General features: G+C 67.9%; 16 protein-coding genes and 1 riboswitch. Of the genes, 7 read left to right on the forward strand and 9 right to left on the reverse strand.

Features of this window, described 5'->3' with window-relative positions:
- The first annotated feature begins 95 nt into the window (after positions 1-95).
- The 3 genes from ACTJLD_RS07070 to ACTJLD_RS07080 all read left to right on the forward strand — a co-directional run bounded on the left by ACTJLD_RS07070 (position 96) and on the right by ACTJLD_RS07080 (position 2,434).
- Complete coding sequence (locus tag ACTJLD_RS07070; RefSeq protein ID WP_021157600.1) at positions 96-482, forward strand: DUF883 family protein; 387 nt, start codon at positions 96-98, stop codon at positions 480-482.
- Positions 483-546: 64 nt separating this feature from the next.
- On the forward strand, positions 547-1,131 hold the full coding sequence (locus ACTJLD_RS07075) for a BPSL1445 family SYLF domain-containing lipoprotein (RefSeq protein WP_027791015.1): 585 nt from the start codon (positions 547-549) through the stop codon (positions 1,129-1,131).
- A gap of 250 nt (positions 1,132-1,381) precedes the next feature.
- Positions 1,382-2,434, forward strand: coding sequence for an AI-2E family transporter (locus ACTJLD_RS07080; RefSeq protein WP_440658406.1), 1,053 nt, complete (start codon positions 1,382-1,384; stop codon positions 2,432-2,434).
- A 43-nt stretch (positions 2,435-2,477) separates the two neighbouring features.
- Here the strand turns inward: ACTJLD_RS07080 and ACTJLD_RS07085 are convergent, their stop codons facing one another.
- The 6 genes from ACTJLD_RS07085 to ACTJLD_RS07110 all read right to left on the reverse strand — a co-directional run bounded on the left by ACTJLD_RS07085 (position 2,478) and on the right by ACTJLD_RS07110 (position 8,513).
- Entirely contained in the window at positions 2,478-2,993 is a 516-nt protein-coding gene (locus ACTJLD_RS07085; protein ID WP_059693897.1) for a hypothetical protein, read from the reverse strand.
- A 207-nt stretch (positions 2,994-3,200) separates the two neighbouring features.
- Positions 3,201-4,217: an NADP-dependent oxidoreductase gene (locus ACTJLD_RS07090; RefSeq protein WP_021157603.1), complete on the reverse strand. Its 1,017-nt coding sequence runs from the start codon at positions 4,215-4,217 to the stop codon at positions 3,201-3,203.
- 37 nt (positions 4,218-4,254) lie between these two features.
- On the reverse strand, positions 4,255-5,043 hold the full coding sequence (locus ACTJLD_RS07095) for an SDR family oxidoreductase (RefSeq protein WP_027791012.1): 789 nt from the start codon (positions 5,041-5,043) through the stop codon (positions 4,255-4,257).
- A gap of 480 nt (positions 5,044-5,523) precedes the next feature.
- Complete coding sequence (locus ACTJLD_RS07100; protein ID WP_060207947.1) at positions 5,524-6,114, reverse strand: phosphatase PAP2 family protein; 591 nt, start codon at positions 6,112-6,114, stop codon at positions 5,524-5,526.
- An 81-nt stretch (positions 6,115-6,195) separates the two neighbouring features.
- On the reverse strand, positions 6,196-7,512 hold the full coding sequence (locus ACTJLD_RS07105) for an Nramp family divalent metal transporter (RefSeq protein ID WP_174393253.1): 1,317 nt from the start codon (positions 7,510-7,512) through the stop codon (positions 6,196-6,198).
- Complete coding sequence (locus ACTJLD_RS07110) at positions 7,461-8,513, reverse strand: helix-turn-helix domain-containing protein (protein WP_060373369.1); 1,053 nt, start codon at positions 8,511-8,513, stop codon at positions 7,461-7,463. Before ACTJLD_RS07110 ends, ACTJLD_RS07105 begins: the two co-directional genes overlap by 52 nt.
- 498 nt (positions 8,514-9,011) lie before the next feature.
- Here ACTJLD_RS07110 and ACTJLD_RS07115 point away from each other — a divergent pair, with 498 nt between their 5' ends.
- The gene (locus ACTJLD_RS07115; RefSeq protein WP_048022219.1) at positions 9,012-9,935 is read left to right on the forward strand and encodes a LysR family transcriptional regulator; all 924 of its coding nucleotides are present in this window, start codon (positions 9,012-9,014) and stop codon (positions 9,933-9,935) included.
- A 149-nt stretch (positions 9,936-10,084) separates the two neighbouring features.
- Positions 10,085-10,486, forward strand: coding sequence for an OsmC family protein (locus tag ACTJLD_RS07120; protein ID WP_060083387.1), 402 nt, complete (start codon positions 10,085-10,087; stop codon positions 10,484-10,486).
- Between the two features lie 105 nt (positions 10,487-10,591).
- Here ACTJLD_RS07120 and ACTJLD_RS07125 read toward each other — a convergent pair whose 3' ends face one another.
- Positions 10,592-11,473, reverse strand: a complete 882-nt coding sequence (locus ACTJLD_RS07125; RefSeq protein ID WP_440658407.1) for a Dyp-type peroxidase — start codon at positions 11,471-11,473, stop codon at positions 10,592-10,594.
- 489 nt (positions 11,474-11,962) lie between these two features.
- Here ACTJLD_RS07125 and ACTJLD_RS07130 point away from each other — a divergent pair, with 489 nt between their 5' ends.
- Together ACTJLD_RS07130 and ACTJLD_RS07135 are read left to right on the forward strand one after the other, a co-directional pair.
- Complete coding sequence (locus tag ACTJLD_RS07130) at positions 11,963-13,825, forward strand: ABC transporter ATP-binding protein (protein WP_440658408.1); 1,863 nt, start codon at positions 11,963-11,965, stop codon at positions 13,823-13,825.
- 208 nt (positions 13,826-14,033) lie between these two features.
- Positions 14,034-14,747, forward strand: a complete 714-nt coding sequence (locus ACTJLD_RS07135) for a riboflavin synthase (protein WP_027791004.1) — start codon at positions 14,034-14,036, stop codon at positions 14,745-14,747.
- Positions 14,748-14,761: 14 nt separating this feature from the next.
- On the opposite strand, the gene ACTJLD_RS07140 is transcribed toward ACTJLD_RS07135, so the two are convergent.
- Together ACTJLD_RS07140 and ACTJLD_RS07145 are read right to left on the reverse strand one after the other, a co-directional pair.
- A complete protein-coding gene (locus ACTJLD_RS07140; RefSeq protein WP_440658409.1) occupies positions 14,762-15,340 on the reverse strand; it encodes a hypothetical protein in 579 nt (192 codons plus the stop codon).
- 66 nt (positions 15,341-15,406) lie between these two features.
- Positions 15,407-16,648, reverse strand: coding sequence for a voltage-gated chloride channel family protein (locus tag ACTJLD_RS07145; protein ID WP_174393251.1), 1,242 nt, complete (start codon positions 16,646-16,648; stop codon positions 15,407-15,409).
- A gap of 79 nt (positions 16,649-16,727) precedes the next feature.
- A riboswitch (Fluoride riboswitch) is annotated at positions 16,728-16,831 on the reverse strand.
- Between the last annotated feature and the right edge of the window lie 16 nt (positions 16,832-16,847).

Consider the following 16,847-nt stretch of genomic DNA (forward strand, 5'->3'; position numbering starts at 1 on the left):
TTGTCTCGAAACTCAACCGGGCCAAGCGAATCACATTAGTTGCTGGGATTCGTCTTATCTTCAAATTGGCCTTGAATCGAAGGAGGATAAACACCATGGCGCTCACTGACTCGATCGAACACAAGCTGGACCGCGGCCTGTCCGACATTCGTCGCACGGGCCGGCGCGTGGGACGCACGACGCGCTCGGCCGCCCGCGACCTGCATGCCGACGTCACCGACGATCTGCGCGGGCTGGTCGATGAACTCGAAGATCTGCTGAAAAACGACGGCGACGGCGATATCGCCGCGCTGCGCAAGCGTGTGCAATCCAGGCTCGATGAAGCACGCGGCGCGCTCGACCATGCGTCGGGCAGCGCAGCCGCCCGGCTGCGCGATTCCGCCGAACGCGTGTCGCAGGTCGTGCAAGACAACCCGTGGCAAACCGCCGGCGTCGTTGCCGGCCTCGCGTTCGTTGCGGGCCTGCTCCTTGCCCGCCGTTGAACGGAGCCGGCCGTCCCGCCGCCCGCCCCGTCCGTCATCAATCAGACAAAGAAGGAGAAACGCCATGCAGAAGACCTTTGCCATGAAAGCCGCCGCCGCCGTCCTGCTAGGCAGCCTCGCGCTCGCCGGCTGCACGACCACCCCGGACAAGCCGGAAGGCGCCGCGGCCAGCGCGTCGAAGCGCCAGTCGATCGACGCCAGCGTCAACGCGACGCTTTCGCGTCTCTATTCGACGGTGCCGGGCTCGCGTGAACTCGTCGCGAAATCGCGCGGCGTACTCGTGTTCCCGAGCGTGCTGCAGGCCGGCTTCATCGTCGGCGGCCAGTCCGGCAACGGCGCGCTGCGCGTCGGCGGCAGCACGGTCGGCTACTACAACACGTCGTCGCTGTCGGTCGGCCTGCAGGCCGGCGCGCAGTCGAAGGCGATCGTGTTCCTGTTCATGACGCAGGATGCGCTCGACTCGTTCCGCAAGTCCGAAGGCTGGTCGGCCGGCGCCGACGCGTCGGTCGCGGTCGTGAAGGTCGGCGCGAACGGCGCGGTCGACTCCAACACGGCCACCGCACCGGTCGAGGTGCTGATCCTGACCAACGCCGGCCTGATGGGCGACCTGTCGGTGAACGGCACGAAGGTCACGAAGCTCAACATCTGACGATGCGGCACGCGGCGTTGCACCGCGTTTGCTTCCCGGCAGCGCCGCGGCCCCGGCCGCGGCGTTTTCGCATGTGCCGCGCGTAGCCGCTATGATGGCGGCACCTTTGCGGGCATACTCCGGTTCGGGCCGCCCGGCGGATGGCCGCCCGCAGCGCGTTGCGCCGGGAACCCGTGACGATCGCGAACCGATCGCGCACGGGGCAACGAGATTCAATCAAACCACGCATCAATCTGCGCGAATGTCATCCATGGATAGCGGACACGACCACCAAAAATTCTTCTATTTCCTGCTGGCCGCGGTCACCGTCGGACTCTGCTGGATTCTCACGCCGTTTTCCGGCGCCGTGTTCTGGGGCACCATACTCGCGATCCTCTTCCAGCCCGTGCAGCGGTGGCTCGCCGCACGCTTCGGCAAGCGGCGCAACCTGGCCGCGCTCGTGACACTGTCGCTGATCGTGCTGATCGTGATCCTGCCGCTCGTGTTCGTCGCCGCGACGCTCGTGCAGGAAATCGCGTACGTGTACCAGGAAATCAAGACCGCGCAGCCGAACTATTCGCAGTACTTCCAGGACATCATCCACGCGCTGCCTGCGTCGATCCAGCACCTGCTGCAGAAATACGGCCTGAGCAACCTCCCGGGCATCCAGAAGAAGCTGACCGATGGCGCCGCGCAGATCAGCCAGCTCGCGGCAACCCAGGCGCTCAGCATCGGCCAGAACACCTTCCAGTTCGTCGTGAGCTTCGGCGTGATGCTGTACATGGTGTTCTTCCTGCTGCGCGACGGCGGCGAGATCGGCCGCCGCGTGCGCCGCGCGCTGCCGCTCGACGACGAGCACAAGAACCTGCTGCTGGCCAAGTTCACGACGGTCGTGCGCGCGACGGTGAAGGGCAACATCGCGGTCGCGCTCGTGCAGGGCGCGCTCGGCGGCCTGATCTTCTGGATCCTCGGGATCGAAGGCGTCGTGCTGTGGGGGGCGCTGATGGCGTTCCTGTCGCTGCTGCCCGCGATCGGCGCGAGCCTCGTATGGGTGCCGGCCGCGCTCTACTTCCTGATGATCGGCGCGGTGTGGAAATGCGCGATCCTTGTCGCGTTCTGCGTGGGCGTGATCGGCCTCGTCGACAACCTGCTGCGCCCGATCCTCGTCGGCAAGGACACGAAGATGCCCGACTGGGTCGTGCTGATCTCGACGCTCGGCGGGATGGCGCTGTTCGGCATCACCGGCTTCGTGATCGGGCCGCTCGTCGCCGCGCTGTTCATGGCGAGCTGGGACATCTACGCACGCGCCGAACAGGGCGAATGACGCAACGCGTGGCCACGTGCCACGCCCCTGCGGACATTCGCCGTCACGGATGACGAATGCGGATCACGACGGGCGCCACGGCGCCCGTCGCGTCATCCGCCGCGAGCGTCATCACGCCGCCATACGGACCCACACGATACGGGCGGCCCGATACCAGCGGCACGCTTCGATCGTCGCGCGCATCGCGCCACGTTGCGCGCACACCCGACGCGGCATCCGGTACGAACGGCGCGCCGTCGGGCCCGACCAGCGCCACATGAGCCCCCGGCAAGCGCCGGCCATGTGCATCGAACCGCAGCGTGGCCACCGCCCCGCCGCTCTCCACCTCGCGTCCCGGAACCACCACGCCCGACCGCGCGTCGAGCGTCACGTCGTAGAGATCGACGAGCGCGCCGGCAAACCGCACGATACCGCCCGGCGCGGCATGCCCGGCCGCCATTGCACTCGACATCGCAAGCGCAACACCAAGCCCGATCGCCATCCTCGGCACAGTACCGGCGCGCCGCACCGTTCGATTGCGCGTCGCCGCCGATGCCGCCCGCTTCGCGTCGTTTCGCATGTTTACGCTCCTCTTCCGTGTAACCAGAAAAAAAGGCGACGTGACGCGTCGGTCACGCCGCCATCTGCTGGCAATCACTTTAGGGAGACACGCCCCGACAATATATGAGACAAGTCCGAAACTTAGGCCCGGTTGATCGAACGCATCACGTTCGACACCCCCTCGCGGCAGCGTGCGAACGACATCGCACGCCGTGCCGCGGGCCGGTCACGCGTCCGGATCGACGCGCAGCACGAGCTTGCCGCGATGGTCGCCGTCGAACAGGCGATTCAGCACGTCGGGCGCGTTTTCGAGACCGTCGGCGACCGTCTCCTCGGCCTTGAGCCGGCCGTCGCGCAGCCAGCCCGAGAGCGTCTGCACGGCCTCGCGGCTCTTGCGATAGTCGAGGATCAGGAAGCCGCGCATCGTCAGCCGCTTCGAGATCAGCACGCCGACGTCGTCCGCCGCACGGCCGCTGTTGTAGTTCGAGATCACGCCGCACAGCGCGACGCGCCCGCCGATCACCATCCGCGACAGTACCGCGCGCATCACCTCGCCGCCGACGTTCTCGAAATTCACGTGCACGCCGTCCGGCGTCGCGGCCTTCAGCTGCTGACGGAAATCGTCGGCCTTGTAGTCGACGGCCGCATCGAAGCCGAGCGTCTCGGTCAGGTAGCGGCACTTGTCCGCGCCGCCGGCGATACCGACCACGCGCGCGCCGTGGATCTTGCCGATCTGGCCGGCGATCGAGCCGACCGACCCGGCTGCCGCCGATACGACGAGCGTCTCGCCCGGCTGCACCGGCGCGATGTCGGTCAGCCCGTAATACGCGGTCAGTCCGCTCATCCCGCACGCACCGAGCAGCGTCGGCAGCGGCAAGCCCGACTGCGCGGGCAGCTTCACGAGCTGCGCGGCCTGGTCGGCCGGCACGACCGCGTAGTCCTGCCAGCCGACGAGCCCCTGCACGAGATCGCCTTCCGCGAAACCCGCGTTGCGCGACGCCACCACGCGCCCGATGCCGAGCGCGCGCATCACCTCGCCGATCGCCACCGGCGGCAGGTACTGCGGCACATCGCTCATCCACACGCGGTTGGTCGGGTCCATCGACAGGTACAGCACACGCACGAGCACCTCGCCGTCCGCGAGCGCCGGCACGGGCGCTTCGACGAGCGAGAAATGTTCACGGCCGACCCGCCCTTCCGGGCGCGTCTTCAGCAGCAGTTGGCGGTTCACGGGTGTGGACACGATGTTCTCCTCCGGTCGTTGTTGTTCGGGATGCGCGTCAGACCGCGCACATGCCGCCGTCGATCACGAGTTCGGCGGCCGTCACGAAGCGGCTCTCGTCGGACGCAAGATAAACGGCCGCGTGCGCGACGTCGTCCGGCTCGCCGAGCCGGCGCAGTGGAATGCCGCGCGCGAGCTTGCGCGTCGCGTCGCGTTCGCCGAGCGTCTGGAACAGCGGCTCGACGATGCCCGTGCGGATGAACGCCGGGTGAATCGAGTTGCAGCGCACGTCGAGCTCGCGGCGTGCGCAGTCGATCGCGACCGACTTCGTGAGCGACGCGACGGCCGCCTTCGACGCGTTGTACGCCGTGAAATCCGGCTCGACCTTGAACGCGGCGACCGACGAGATGTTGATGATCGATGCGGGATGGCTTTCCGCCAGATACGACAGCGCATGCTTGCAGCCGAGCACGATGCTCTCGACGTTGATCGCCATCACGCGCCGCCATTCGTTCAGCTCGATTTGCGCGGGCGAGCCGATCGAGCCGACGCCCGCGTTGTTGACGAGCACCGACAGCCCGCCCATCGCGTCGACCGCCTGCGCGAGCAGCGCCTGCCAGCGCGCCTCGTCGCGCACGTCCTGCGTCGCGGCGAACGCGACCGGCGTCGCATGGCCTGCGTTGAGTTCCTGCGCGAACGCGTCGAGCACCGCCGCGTCGGCGATGTCGGTCACGAACACGCGCGCGCCCTGCTCGACCATCCGGCGCGCGATCGCGCGGCCGAGGCCGCCCGCGGCGCCCGTGATGTATGCGCACTTGCCGGCAAGGCGCGAAGAAACGACTGTCATGTGACCATCTCCTATCGTGAATCGTCGTCGCGGAACGCTGCCGCGACGGATGTTCCGTGCCGGTTCCCGCCAGCGCGGGCCGGTTGACCATGCGTCGCCATCACGAGGCGCAGCACGGTTTCCGCGAGTATATCGAGATGAGCGTGACGCGCGCCAGACACGCCGGGCAGCCTGCCCCGGTTGAACGACAGCCAGCGTACGCGAATGCCGCCGATCGATGAAATGAATATTCGTTATGCCCGGTCATAGGCTCGACTCATGACCTTCGCGTGACGTCACGCACGCGCAAGCCGGCGCGGCCGGTCACGCAGACCGGCCGGTTCGTCGAATCGTGTCATGGCGAGGGTCGCGTTCCGCGCAGGCGAGGAAGCAATCGGGAAGACGGGCGGCGAGGAATCGCGCGACCGCCGGGCGAATGCGGAAGGAAATCGGCAGGGATGCGGCAGGAAAGCGGCGCCGGCGCACCGCGGCCGGCGACCGTCAGAAACCGTCGCCCGACGGCGCGCGCACGAACGCGCAGAGTTGCGGCGAATGCGTGTCGATCATCTGCTGGAACGGCGCGCGGTGCCCGTACGCGATGCCGGACACGAGCAGCAGGCAGACGGCCGCGACGCGCGGCGAGAATGCGCGCTGCCGCACACCGTCGTAGCCGCGCAGGAACACCAGCGCGACCAGCGCGCCGAGCATCCAGCCGACGATCACTTCAGGAACGGTATGCGAATGATCGAACACGCGTGCGACGGCCGTGACCGCGCCGATGGCCAGCCCGGCCGCGATGCCGGGCACCTTGCCCGTCCGGAACGCCTGCCACAGCATCGACAGCGCGACGGTCCACACCGACGTCGACAGCATCGTATGGCCGCTGATCACGCGGAAATCGAATTGCGGAAGCTCGATGCCGCACCCGGCATACAGGATCTTCGTGGCGCCGACGACGCCCATGCCGGCGGCGAGCAGCACGCCCCAGCGGGCGGCAAGGCGCCAGTCGGTCAGCGCGAGCCAGGCCGCGCAGGTCAGCGCGATCGGCAAGGTCAGCGCGGCATCGCCGATGTTGCTGATTTCACTCCACATAACGGACTTCGGACGACGATCGAAAGGCCGCAGTTTACCGCATGCGCGCCGCGCGACTGTGTCAGCCTGTGACAGGCTGTATCAGCCCGCGACACCCGTAATCAGCAGCAGGTTCGTGCCGGTGATGACGACGAACAGCGCCCACGCGGCGGTCTGCATCCCGCGCCCGATCGTGTGCTCGCCCATCGTGCTGCGATCGCTGACCGAGCGGATCAGCGGCCACATCGCGAACGGCAGCTGCAGGCTCAGCAGCACCTGGCTCCATACCAGCAGTTTCCCGACCGAACCGTCGCCGAGCCACAGCACGCCGATCAGCGCGGGCACGAGCGCGAGCCCGCGCGTGATCAGCCGGCGCTGGTAGCACGGAATCTTCGTATGCAGGAAGCCGTCCATGATCACCTGGCCGGCGATCGTGCCGGTGAGCGTCGAACTCTGCCCCGACGCGAGCAGCGCGATGCCGAACAGCAGTGCCGCCGCGCCGCCCGCGATCGGCGTAATCAGGTTGTAGGCCTGCTCGATGTCGGTCACGTTGTGCTGGCCCGTCGCATGGAACGCCGCGCCCGCGACGATCAGGATCGCCGCGTTGACGAGCATCGCGACGAACAGCGACACGCAGGTATCGATGCGCACCAGCGCGAGCGTGTCGCGAATCACCCCGCGCGCGCCGCCGACCACCCGCCGCGTCTGCACGACCGACGAATGCAGGTACAGGTTGTGCGGCATGATCGTCGCGCCGACGATGCCGAGCGCGAGCACGATCGCGTCCTTGCGGTCGTGCCCCGGATCGCCCGGCACCAGCCCGCCGGCCACCGCGTGCCAGTCGGGCGGCGTGATCGCGACCTGCGCGACGAAGCAGAACGCCATCGTCGCGATCAGCGCGAGCACGATCGCCTCGATCTGCCGGAACCCCTTGCCCTGCAGGCCGAGCACGATCACCGTGTCGAGCGCGGTCAGCACGATCCCCCACGCGAGCGGCACGCCGAGCAGCAGCTTGAACGCGAGCGCGCAGCCGAGGACTTCCGCGATGTCGCACGCGATGATCGACACTTCGGCGGTCACCCACTGCACGATGCGGCCGAACCGCCCGTAGCGGTCGTAGCTGGCCTGCGCGAGATCCCTGCCCGCCACGAGGCCGAGCCGCGCCGCGAGCATCTGCAGGAAGATCGCCGCGAGGCTCGAGAACGCGACGACCCACAGCAGCGAATAGCCGAACTGCGAGCCGGCCTGGATGTCGGTCGCCCAGTTGCCGGGATCCATGTAGCCGATCGCGACCAGCAGGCCGGGTCCGAAGAAGCGCTTGAGCTTCTGCCAGCGCGGCGCGCCGGCATCGATCGTGATGCTGCCCTTTACTTCCGACGGGCAGAAAGGGGCGGTGGCAGTGGTGGGGAGGAAGGACATGGAAACCGGGAATCGAAATCGCGACAGGACGATTCTACGGGTATCCGTCCGGTTTTTTCCCGCGCGGCGGCGCACGGGGCGCATTGCCCCCCGGCGCCGTCGCAGGCCTCCCCGTGCGCATCGGCCGGCGGGGCGCCGCGTGCAAGGATCCTTTCACGCTCGGAAACGCGATATTCGGTCGGCGACATCAGCATGCGCTGGCGGAACAGCTTCGCGAGCCGCTCGCCGCTGCCGAACCCGGTGCGGCGCGCGACCTTGTCGGCCGGCAGCGTCGTGTGGACCAGCATGTGGCAGGCGCGCTCGAGCCGCACGTGCTGGACGAATTCGGTCGGCGTCACGCCGATCTCCTTCTTGAAGCGCCGCAGGAAATTGCGCTCGCTCATCGCGGCGGCCTGCGCGGCATTCGCGATCGAGATGCGGTTCACGCTCTGCGCGCGCAGCCGCTGCGCCGACATCCGGATCGACGGGCTCGCGCTCAGCTCGCGAAAGGCCCACATCGACTGCGCATAGCGCTGCTCGACCGGCCGCAGCATGTTGCTGGCGATCTCCTGCGCGGCGCCGTCGCCGAGATCGACGCGGAACATGTCGAGCACCGCGGCGAACACGTCGGCTTCCCCGGCCGGCAACTCGACCGTCGTGGCGACCCGGCGGCCGGCCCGGCCCGGCCGCCCTTCGATCGCCGTCGACGGTCGCTGCATGGCCGCGAGCGTCGGCAGGTCCATCGCGTCGACGATCCAGCGCGCATGGCGGCGGATGTCGGTGAGGCGACGCTGCAATGCGTCGTCCCAGTTGACGGCCGCACGGTCGCCGTGAAGATGAAAGAACGCGAGCGCGCGGCGACCGTGCTCGTCGCCGAGCGGATCGGCCGCGATGCTCACGCCGGACGACGACTGCAACAGCCCCCCGCTTTCGGATACGTACTTCAACTGATAGTCGGCACTGTGTGCGTGCAGGCGATTCGCCAGATTGAAAGCCTCGCCGATACGCGCGGCCTGGGCCAACGAAAACCCCGTACTCAAATAGATAACGACCCACCTCTGATCTGCTGCATTCACTGGCCAAGCCCCCGACTTGTTTCGACTTCTTCTAATACCGTCGAACTGTCAGGCTTATATTTGGTTTGAATGCGTGCGACAGGACGGCTATCCCGAAATATGAAGCGACGGCATCTTAGCCGAACGGGTCGCGGCTTTGGCGCGAAATGGCCGACGTGGACAGCATGATGGCGGATTACTACAGGCTGCCAGGGGTTGCCGGCGGGCCGGTGCGGAATTGCACGGGCCGATATCGCCAATTGTTACGATTGTGTGCATCGAAATCCGTGCATTTTCACGACGACGAATTGCGTCGGGTATCCGGATAAATGCACAGCCGAATATCGGCGCAAACGATATCCCCATGTATTCAATACCGTCGATCGCCACGCAGGAAAGCCCGCGTATCCGTTGCCTGCGCATCCTTTAGAATCGCTCCACCATTCACCACGCCACCCGCGCCCCGTGCCCGCCGACCATCGTCTCGACCTGAACCTGTTTCGCGTGCTCGACGCCGTCTACGTGCATGGCGGCATCGGCGCGGCCGCCCGCGCGCTGCATCTCACGCAGCCGGCCGTCACGCACGCGCTCAACCGGCTGCGCGCGCATTTCGACGATCCGCTGTTCGTGCGCCAGGGCAACCGTGTTGTCGCAACCGAACGCACGCGCTCGATCATCACCGACGTGCAACTGCACCTGAAGGGCCTGCAAGGCACCGCGCGCGCGCCGTCGGCATTCGATCCCGCGACGCTCGACCTGAGCATCGCGGTGGGCATTCGCGACGTGCTCGAATCGATCGCGCTGCCGCGGATCGTCGCGGCGTTCGCCGACGAAGCGCCGGGCCTGCGGCTCGTGAGCCGTCGCATCGCGGTAGCCGGGATCGAACGCGAACTTGCATCGGGCAATCTCGATCTCGCCGTCGATCGCCGCGTGCCGACCGGCCCGCGCATTGCCACCGAACACCTGCTCGACGATTCGCTCGTCGTCGCACTGCGACGCGATCATCCGCTTGCGCGCGAGCCGTTGCGGCGCGGCGACTATTTCGCGGCGCAGCATGTCGCGGTGTCGTCGCTCGGCGAGCCGCAATCGCTCGACGTGCTGCTCGGCAACGACGGCCGCTTTCGCGATATCCGGCTCACCTGTCAGCACTATTTCGCCGCGTGCCAGATCGCCGCGACCGGCAACCTGCTGGTCACGCTGCCGCACACCTATGCGTTGCGGATGGCCGCGATGCTGCCGATCGTCGTGCGGCCGCTGCCGTTGCGGCTCAAGCCGTTCCCGCTCCTCGCGTACTGGCACGAATCGCGCGACGCCGATCGCGCGCACCAGTGGGTACGCGAGCGCATCGCCGCGCTCGTGCGCAGCAGTGCCGGCGGCGCGGACGCGTAGCCGCATCGCGCGCGCCGTCGCCGTCGCCGTCGCCGTCGCCGTCGCCGTCGCCGTCGGGGCGGTATGCTGACGGCTGCGCGCCGCCGCGCGGCGTCCACTTTCCGCTTCCCGACTCCCTTTTTCCTTTTCCCGCTGACCGGAGACTTGCCATGTCGCTCATCCACGCCGCCGCCGTCCTCGACGCCGATGCGCCCGATTACGTCGTCCAGCTTCAGGCCGGCACCCACGCGCTGACCGGCGACGAAGCCCCACGCGAGGGCGGCCAGGATCGCGGGCCGGCGCCCTATGAATTCGTGCTGGCCGGCCTCGCGCAATGCACGGCCGCGACGCTGCGCATGTACATGCAGCGCAAGGCGTGGCCGGCCGCGCGTATCAGCGTGCGCACCGAGCTGCATGCCGATCGCGAAGGCACGCAGTACGTGCGCCGTGTCGTGACGCTCGACGGCCCGCTCGACGATGCGCAACGCCAGCGCCTCGCCGAAATCTGCGAGAAGACGCCGGTCACGCAGTTCATCAAGCGCGGCACGCGGATCGACACGACGTTGAACTGACACGCAACGCACACGACTCAAGATCACCGCGCACATCGCCGCACAAAAGGAAACGGGGGGCCGCGCACGATGCGCGGCCCCCCGTTCGTCGATACCGTCAGGCGCTTACAGTCCGAGCGCGGACAGGTCGAGCTTGCCGTTCTTCATCGGCGGGCACCAGAAATACGCGCCCGTCAGCGGCCGCGTGAAGCGGAACAGGCCGTCGACGATCCCGTCTTCCGCGCCGCTCATCCGGCGCATCTGCACGTCGAACGCGCGGAACGAGCAGCCGAACGCCACGAAGTAGAGGCCCGCGCGGCGCGCGTCCGACCACGGCGACGAACGGCGCAGCATGAACGCTTCGGGCTCGAAGCTTTCCTGCGCGGTGCGCTTCACATGCGCGAACTCGGGTGCGTCGTCGAGTTCTTCGTTGTCCGAGCGGCGGCGCCCGATGATGTTGTCCATGTCGCCCGACGGAATGCGCTCCATCTGCTCGAAGTCGTGCAGCCATTGCTGGACCGCGACGAAGCTCGCACCGTCGAGCCCCGCGCCCTGCCCGGCCACGATCGCCGCGGCCACGGCTTCGTCGCCTTCGGGGTTCTCGGTGCCGTCCTCGTAGCCGGACAGGTCGCGATCGTTCGAATAGCGGAAACCGTCGACCGCATCCTGCAACGCGAACGCCGGCGCCAGCGCGCGTTCGATCGCCCGCGCGCGCAGCACGATCTCGCCGCGATCGTCGCCGCGCAGCCAGACCCACACGTCGGCCGGCGTCGCCGGCAGCGTGCGGTCCTTCACCGCGAACGCCGGGAATCCGGTCAGGCCCGGCACCGGGTGCCCGAGGTGCGCCGCCAGCGCATGTCCGAACCCGACGACCGTGTCGCGTCCGTCGACGATCTCGCGCAGCGCGGCCAGCGCCGCCGCCACATTGCCGTCGTTCGACATCGTGAAAGTGAGGTATCGGGCCGCCGTATCGATCGGGGTCAGGATGCCTTGCTGAACGTCGCTCATCGTTTCCTCAGGAATGTATCGTGGTGAATCTGCGAGGGCCGCGGCGCGGTGCGCCGCAAACGTCGAAGTGTAATCGATGCGTGTGCCGGCCCCTGCGCTGCCGCACTGTGGAAGGCCCGCAAAAGAAGGGCCGAAGCCCTGAATACTAACCGTATCGACGCTGCAACGCCGCATTCGTCAGACGTTGCGGGGCGCGCGGCACTGCTGATAGAATCTTTCCACGTCTTTTCGGCGTCCTTTCAACCGTTCACTTCAGGGGAGGTGCAGATGTTCCGAATGCCAGCAACCTTCCCGAACGTGGTCCCACGGCGCAGCTGATCCAGCCCGCCGTCCGCGCCGGCTCCCGAGTTTTCTACTAACCCGTCAGCCGCGCCGTTTCCCGACAGCCCGTTTCGTTTCGCCGCACGGTTTCCGCGCGGCCCGGCTGTTGCGTTTTCGATGTTCGCCCAACCGGAAAGCCCCGTCGCGCGATGCGCCGGGCAACGATAAATGACCAGAAAAACCACCCTTCTGGGCGGCCAGGCATTCCAGGCCGTCTTCGGCTTCACCTTCCGTTACTGGCGCAAGCAGCCGGCCCGCACCGCCACGGTCGCGAGCCTCGCGCTGCTCGCCGCGCTCGCCGACGTGCTCACGCCGCTGTTCGCCGGCCGCCTCGTCGACGCGCTGTCGACCGGCCTGACCGACCGCGCCGCCGCGTGGCATGCGGCCCTCGTCGCGTTCGGCACACTCGCCGCGCTCGGCCTCGGCGCGACGGTGCTGCGACAAGGCGTCTACCTGAACATCATCACGCTCACGCTGAAGATGATGAGCGAGATCGCGGCCGCATCGTTCCATCGCGTGCAGCGCTTCTCGACCGACTGGCACGCGAACAGCTTCGCGGGCTCGACCGTGCGCAAGATCACGCGCGGCATCTGGGCGCTCGACCTGCTGAACGACACCGTGCTGATCGCGCTGTTGCCGTCGGTCACGATGCTCGTCGGCGCGACCGTGCTGCTCGGCACGCACTGGCCCGTGATGGGGCTCGTCGTCGGCGCGGGTTCGCTGCTGTACATCACGGTGACGGTTGCGGTGTCGCTCGGCATCGTCGCGCCGGCCGCCCAGCTCGGCAACCTGTGGGATACGCGCATGGGCGGCGCGCTCGCCGATGCCGTGAGCTGCAACGCGGTCGTGAAGGCGTTCGGCGCGGAAACGCGCGAGGAAGCGCGGCTCGCCCGCGTGATCGGCAAGTGGCGGCAACGCACGCGCCGCACGTGGGTGCGCGGCACGCTCAACGGCGGGTTGCAGGGCGCGATGCTCGTCGCGATGCAGGCCGCGATGATCGGCGTCGCGCTGCGGCTGTGGGCGAACGACGAGGCGAGCGTCGGCGACATCGCGTTCGCGCTGACGATGTTCTTCATGCTGCAGGGCTACCTGCGCGACGTCGGCATGCACATCCGCAACCTGCAGCGCTCGGTCAACGACATGGAAGAACTCGTCGCGCTCGAACGCCAGCCGCTCGGCATCGACGATCGTCCCGGCGCGCCCGCCATCCGGATCGGGCAAGGCGAGATCCGCTTCGAGCACGTGACGTTCCGCTACGGCAACCATCCGGTGCCGCTGTACGACGATTTCTCGATGCGCATCGCGCCGGGCGAGCGGGTGGGCCTCGTCGGCCACTCGGGGTCGGGCAAGACGACGTTCATCAAGCTGATCCAGCGCCTGTACGACGTGTCGGGCGGCCGCATCACGATCGACGGCCAGGACATCGCGCAGGTCCGGCAGGATTCGCTGCGCAGCCAGATCGCGATCGTCCAGCAGGAGCCCGTACTGTTCCACCGCACGCTCGCCGAGAACATCGCGTATGCACGCCCCGACGCGAGCCGGGCCGACATCGAGCGCGCCGCGCGGCTGGCCAGCGCGCACGACTTCATCGCCGCGCTGCCGGACGGCTATGACACGCTGGTCGGCGAACGCGGGATCAAGCTGTCGGGCGGCGAACGCCAGCGGGTCGCGATCGCGCGCGCGTTCCTCGCCGATGCGCCGATCCTGATCCTCGACGAAGCCACGTCGAGCCTCGACAGCGAAAGCGAGCTGCTGATCCAGCAGGCGATGGAGCGGCTGATGGTCGGCCGCACGACGCTGGTGGTCGCACACCGGCTGTCGACCGTGCGCGCGCTCGACCGGCTGCTGGTGCTCGACCGCGGCAAGGTGATCGAGGAAGGCAGCCACGACGCGCTGATCCGCATCGACGGCGGCATCTATCGCCGGCTGTTCGAGCGGCAGGCGCTGGAACTCGCGAAGGGGCTCGCCGATTCGCCGCGGCGCACGGCGGACAATCATGCCGGGCCGCTCGGCGAGCCGGCCGAGGCGTGACGCAAGAAGGGCGCGACGCGCGCCGGTGGTGCGGTCATCACCGCCGGCGCGCGTCGACAAATGGATCCGGATCGAGGCCGTGCCAGGTGCACGGCCTTTTTTTCGGCCGCGAATTCCGCCCGCCCCTCCGCAAGCCGCGCGCCGCCAGGCCGCCTCTTCCGGTATCCCTTATCATGTGGGCCAGCAAGTTTGCGACAAGGGATCGACCATGTTTACAGGAATTGTCCAGGGCGTTGCCACCATCAAGACCATCGCCGACCACGGGGAACTGAGAACCTTCAGCATCGAATTCCCGGAACGGTTTACCGACGACATCGAGATCGGCGCCAGCGTCTCGGTCGACGGGGTCTGCCTGACGGTGACGACCATCCATTCGCCGGAACTGATCGACTTCGACGTGATGCTGCCGAGCCTGAAAATCACCACGCTGGCCGACCTCACGACAGGCGCGCGGATCAACGTGGAGCGGGCCGCGAAGGACGGCGCGGAGATCGGCGGGCATCCGCTGTCCGGCCATGTCGACTTCACCGGGACCATCCGGCACATCGCATCGTCCGAGCATAACCGGATGGTGCGCATCGGCGTGCCGGACGCATTCAAGCGGTACGTGTTCGCGAAGGGCTACATCGCGATCAACGGCTGCAGCCTGACGGTGTCCGACGTCAACCGCGACGAAGGCTGGTTCGATGTCTGGCTGATTCCCGAAACGCGTCGCGCCACGACCTTCGATGCGAAGGGCGTCAACGACACGGTCAACATCGAGATCGAGCGCAGCACGCAGGTGGTCGTGGACACGATCCGGGAATCGGTCAAGGAAACGCTCGGCGAACTGAACGGTGTCGTCACGGCGTTGCTGGCCGAAAAAGGCATCGATATCGAAGAACTGCTGGCGCGCCATGTCGCGCGCCTGCCGAAGCAGTAACGGTTGCCGGCGCGCTAGGTGATCCGCTGGATCACCGAGTACCGGCCGCCGTCGCAAAACACCTCGACCCACGGCTCCGCTTCCTCGAACGTCCAGAGGACGAGATCGAGATCGACCGGTTCGTCGTCGTCGGGCCAGCGCATGTTCCACCCGCCCGCGACGGCGACCGCCCCGCCCGTGTAGAGCGAGCATTGCGCCATCCACTCACGCTCGTAGTCGTGTGCCGCGATGCCCTTGAAGTTGCCGTTGAATCCCCAGTCGCGTTGCCAGCCGTGCGCGTCGAGATAGGCGTCGATCGCGGCTGAGCCGAAGCGGAACACCGCTTCGACCGGCGGGAGCGACGTAGCGTCGGATCGGCACAGCGGGCGGTCCGACCGGACGGGTTGCGCGGCGGTTTCCGCGCGGCCCGATGTCCCGCCCTCGTCGAGATACACGTTCAGCCAGGTGCCGTCCCGCTCGACGGAGACGCACGGCGCGCCTGCTTCAACGCCATGCCAGTAGCCGGTGACGGGTTCCCCGCCACTCGCGAAGCGATATTGACGGCATGGCCTGGCGAGGCGCCGCGCTTCGATCAGAAAGTCTTCCAGCGTCATCGAATGTCGTGCTCCCGGTTTCTGGCACCGCGGGTGCCGCATGGATGCGTCGGGCCGCCGCCCGCATCATTCGGCTTCGGCCTGCGCGCCCTTGCCCACCGCCACGCGCTGCGCACGATAAATCCCCGCGTGCCCCGAGAACAGATACGCAACGACACACGCGACGATCGCATACACGCCGATATCCGCCCCGAACAGTTCGATCGCCATGATCGTCGACGCGATCGGCGTGTTGGCCGCGCCCGCGAACACCGCGACGAAGCCGAGCCCCGCGAGCACGGGCACCGGCAGCGCCAGCACCTGGCCGAGCGCGTTGCCGAGCGTCGCGCCGATGTAGAACAGCGGCGTCACTTCGCCGCCCTTGAACCCCGACGCGAGCGTGACGACGGTGAACGCGAACTTGCCCGCGAAGTCGTAGAGCGGCAACGGGCCGTGAAACGCGGCCTCGATCGTCGGGATGCCGAGGCCGAGATACTGCGGCACGTTCAACGCGGTGGCAGCCGCGGCGACCAGCAGGCCGCCGAGCGCCGGCTGCAGCGGTGCATAACGGATGACGCGGCGGAACCACGCGGTCAGCGCATGCGTCGCGAACGCGAACAGCCGCCCGACCACGCCGAACGCCACGCCCGCGACGACCGTCACGGCCAGCCCCGTCGCCGACACGGCCGGCACGAACGGAATCGCATAGGCCGTGTGATGCACGCCCCACGCGCGGCAGACGACATCCGCGACGATCGCGGATGCGACACAGGTCAGCAGCGCGTCGTACCGCACGCGCCCGATCGCCAGCACCTCGAGCCCGAACACGGCGCCCGCGAGCGGCGTGCCGAACACCGATGCGAAACCGGCCGCGATGCCGCCCATCAGCAGCACGCGGCGATGTTCGCGATCGAGACGGAACACGTGCGTGACGCGATCGGCGAGCGCGCCGCCCATCTGCACGGCCGTGCCCTCGCGGCCGGCCGAGCCGCCGAACAGGTGCGTGACGACGGTCGCGACGAGCACGAGCGGCGCCATCCGTTTCGGCACGAGCGCCTTCGGGTCGTGGATTTCGTCGATCAGCAGGTTGTTGCCGCGCGCGACGGACTGGCCGAAGCGATGGTAGATCCAGCCGGTCGCGAAACCGGCCGCCGGCAGCCCCCACAGCAGCCACGGATGTGCGACGCGCGTGCCGGTCGCCCAGTCGAGCGCGATCAGGAACAAGGCGGAAGCCGTGCCGGCCAGTGCGCCAAGCAGGGCCGAGAGCGCGAGCCAGCGGCACACGTAGCGCACAGTCGCGAGAAGATCGGCAGAAGTCGTGAAGAACATGATTTCCAGATTCGACGGAACATCAAAACCTGGGCGGCAGAATACCGCATGGACGGCCTGCGACCTCCTGACGACCCAGGAACACGCAGGCATCATCAGCCGGGCTTACCGGCGGTTGAGGGCCGCACCGTGCGCAACGCGCCGCGTACGACCGCAGGGAGGCATGCCATCTCCGCAGGCCGCCATTGTACGCGAGTGC

Origin of the sequence: Burkholderia sp. 22088 (assembly GCF_052045915.1) — a bacterium.
In the GTDB taxonomy this organism is placed as follows: Bacteria; Pseudomonadota; Gammaproteobacteria; order Burkholderiales; family Burkholderiaceae; genus Burkholderia; species Burkholderia cepacia.

Coding starts and splice junctions, on each gene's coding strand:
- ACTJLD_RS07070 (WP_021157600.1), top strand. CDS start 96: ATGGCGCTCACTGACTCGATCGAACACAAGCTGGACCGCGGCCTGTCC.
- ACTJLD_RS07075 (WP_027791015.1), top strand. CDS start 547: ATGCAGAAGACCTTTGCCATGAAAGCCGCCGCCGCCGTCCTGCTAGGC.
- ACTJLD_RS07080 (WP_440658406.1), top strand. CDS start 1,382: ATGGATAGCGGACACGACCACCAAAAATTCTTCTATTTCCTGCTGGCC.
- ACTJLD_RS07085 (WP_059693897.1), bottom strand. CDS start 2,993: ATGCGAAACGACGCGAAGCGGGCGGCATCGGCGGCGACGCGCAATCGA.
- ACTJLD_RS07095 (WP_027791012.1), bottom strand. CDS start 5,043: ATGACAGTCGTTTCTTCGCGCCTTGCCGGCAAGTGCGCATACATCACG.
- ACTJLD_RS07100 (WP_060207947.1), bottom strand. CDS start 6,114: ATGTGGAGTGAAATCAGCAACATCGGCGATGCCGCGCTGACCTTGCCG.
- ACTJLD_RS07105 (WP_174393253.1), bottom strand. CDS start 7,512: ATGTCCTTCCTCCCCACCACTGCCACCGCCCCTTTCTGCCCGTCGGAA.
- ACTJLD_RS07120 (WP_060083387.1), top strand. CDS start 10,085: ATGTCGCTCATCCACGCCGCCGCCGTCCTCGACGCCGATGCGCCCGAT.
- ACTJLD_RS07125 (WP_440658407.1), bottom strand. CDS start 11,473: ATGAGCGACGTTCAGCAAGGCATCCTGACCCCGATCGATACGGCGGCC.
- ACTJLD_RS07130 (WP_440658408.1), top strand. CDS start 11,963: ATGACCAGAAAAACCACCCTTCTGGGCGGCCAGGCATTCCAGGCCGTC.
- ACTJLD_RS07135 (WP_027791004.1), top strand. CDS start 14,034: ATGTTTACAGGAATTGTCCAGGGCGTTGCCACCATCAAGACCATCGCC.
- ACTJLD_RS07140 (WP_440658409.1), bottom strand. CDS start 15,340: ATGACGCTGGAAGACTTTCTGATCGAAGCGCGGCGCCTCGCCAGGCCA.
- ACTJLD_RS07145 (WP_174393251.1), bottom strand. CDS start 16,648: ATGTTCTTCACGACTTCTGCCGATCTTCTCGCGACTGTGCGCTACGTG.